General features: G+C 41.2%; 1 tRNA gene and 1 rRNA gene (1 of these 2 cut by a window edge). Both read left to right on the forward strand.

Annotated features, from left to right (window positions below):
- The first annotated feature begins 858 nt into the window (after positions 1-858).
- A 16S ribosomal RNA gene (locus Q0678_RS11620) occupies positions 859-2,378 on the forward strand.
- Between the two features lie 80 nt (positions 2,379-2,458).
- A tRNA-Ile gene (locus Q0678_RS11625) sits at positions 2,459-2,500 on the forward strand (it continues 32 nt past the right edge of the window).

The raw sequence follows: 2,500 nt of genomic DNA on the forward strand, positions 1-2,500 counted from the left end.
ATTTATAGTTTGTTTTAGGGATGTATTTCCATTTAGCAGGTTATAATTACAAAAAAAAGGATGCCGTTTCAATCCTTAACTCAGGGATTGGGATAATAAAAAGAAGTTTTAGATAAAAAAAAGAGGGGCTTTTCAGGAATTGTAATGTTTGTAACCTTACCCATTTTATTGTGTAGCTGGGTTATTTTCAGTTTTCGCGCTTGCTTGTAAAAATAAACTGATTTTTTTTCGAGTTATAAGCTTCGAGTTTTCAGAGATTTAAGGAGTTGATTAAAAATAAACAAAAAAGAAATTGAAATAATAGTTGCGAGATTGAAAAGGGGTTGTATATTTGCACCCGCTAACGGAAATAGTAGTTTGTTAGTCACGTTCATTGATAGGTTGTTTTGTGGTTTTATTTGGTTAGAATTTAGGTTTAAAAATAAATTAAATTTTTTCAAAAAAGATTAGGTAGATAAATAAAAGCTTGTATCTTTGCAGTCCGAATTTTTCGGGGCACAAAGTTCAGTTTTTTAGGGTTTAAAAAAATAAATAAAAATAATTCATTTTTTTATTGTCAGATTAAAAATAAGTTTTAGATTTGCACCCGCTAACAAAAACAGCACAACGATCATTAGAGATTTTGGAATAACGATTTAAGAAACTAAGTTTTAGTTTTAGTAAAAAGTTAGATAGTTCGATTCTATCATTTCATCAAGATTAGGAATTACATCAATTGTATAAAAGCGATTGAGACACTCTTAACAAGTTCATTGAAAATATTGAAATTGACAGCGTAAACAAAGAGTAGAATAACCATGTTTATTTAATTATAGACAAATTCTTTTGAAACTTATTCATTCATATTATTAAAAATATACAATGAAGAGTTTGATCCTGGCTCAGGATGAACGCTAGCGGCAGGCTTAACACATGCAAGTCGAGGGGTAACATTGTAGCTTGCTACAGATGACGACCGGCGCACGGGTGCGTAACGCGTATAGAACCTACCTTTTACTGAGGAATAGCCTTTAGAAATGAAGATTAATGCCTCATAGTATTGAGATTCGGCATCGAGTTTTAATTAAAGATTTATTGGTAAAAGATGGCTATGCGTCCTATTAGTTAGATGGTAAGGTAACGGCTTACCATGACTTCGATAGGTAGGGGTCCTGAGAGGGAGATCCCCCACACTGGTACTGAGACACGGACCAGACTCCTACGGGAGGCAGCAGTGAGGAATATTGGGCAATGGAGGCAACTCTGACCCAGCCATGCCGCGTGCAGGAAGACGGCCCTATGGGTTGTAAACTGCTTTTATACAGGAAGAAACACTGCTACGTGTAGCAGCTTGACGGTACTGTAAGAATAAGGACCGGCTAACTCCGTGCCAGCAGCCGCGGTAATACGGAGGGTCCGAGCGTTATCCGGAATCATTGGGTTTAAAGGGTCCGCAGGCGGTCAATTAAGTCAGAGGTGAAATCCCATAGCTTAACTATGGAACTGCCTTTGATACTGGTTGACTTGAGTCATATGGAAGTAGATAGAATGTGTAGTGTAGCGGTGAAATGCATAGATATTACACAGAATACCGATTGCGAAGGCAGTCTACTACGTATGTACTGACGCTGAGGGACGAAAGCGTGGGGAGCGAACAGGATTAGATACCCTGGTAGTCCACGCCGTAAACGATGGATACTAGTTGTTGGGCATTAGCTCAGTGACTAAGCGAAAGTGATAAGTATCCCACCTGGGGAGTACGGTCGCAAGACTGAAACTCAAAGGAATTGACGGGGGCCCGCACAAGCGGTGGAGCATGTGGTTTAATTCGATGATACGCGAGGAACCTTACCAGGGCTTAAATGTAGTATGACAGGTTTAGAGATAGACTTTTCTTCGGACATATTACAAGGTGCTGCATGGTTGTCGTCAGCTCGTGCCGTGAGGTGTCAGGTTAAGTCCTATAACGAGCGCAACCCCTGTCGTTAGTTGCCAGCAAGTAAAGTTGGGGACTCTAACGAGACTGCCTACGCAAGTAGTGAGGAAGGTGGGGATGACGTCAAATCATCACGGCCCTTACGTCCTGGGCCACACACGTGCTACAATGGTATGGACAATGAGCAGCCATCTGGCAACAGAGAGCAAATCTATAAACCATATCACAGTTCGGATCGGAGTCTGCAACTCGACTCCGTGAAGCTGGAATCGCTAGTAATCGGATATCAGCCATGATCCGGTGAATACGTTCCCGGGCCTTGTACACACCGCCCGTCAAGCCATGGAAGCTGGGAGTGCCTGAAGTCGGTCACCGCAAGGAGCCGCCTAGGGTAAAACTGGTAACTAGGGCTAAGTCGTAACAAGGTAGCCGTACCGGAAGGTGCGGCTGGAACACCTCCTTTCTAGAGAAAGATGGTGAGTTACAAAAGGAAATTTTACTCTTTGCTGTTAATTTTAAAAAACAATAATAATAAGCTATTATAGTCTCGTAGCTCAGCTGGTTAGAGCGCTACACTGATAATGT

It is taken from the genome of uncultured Polaribacter sp., from assembly GCF_947497125.1.
Classification (GTDB): Bacteria; Bacteroidota; Bacteroidia; order Flavobacteriales; family Flavobacteriaceae; genus Polaribacter.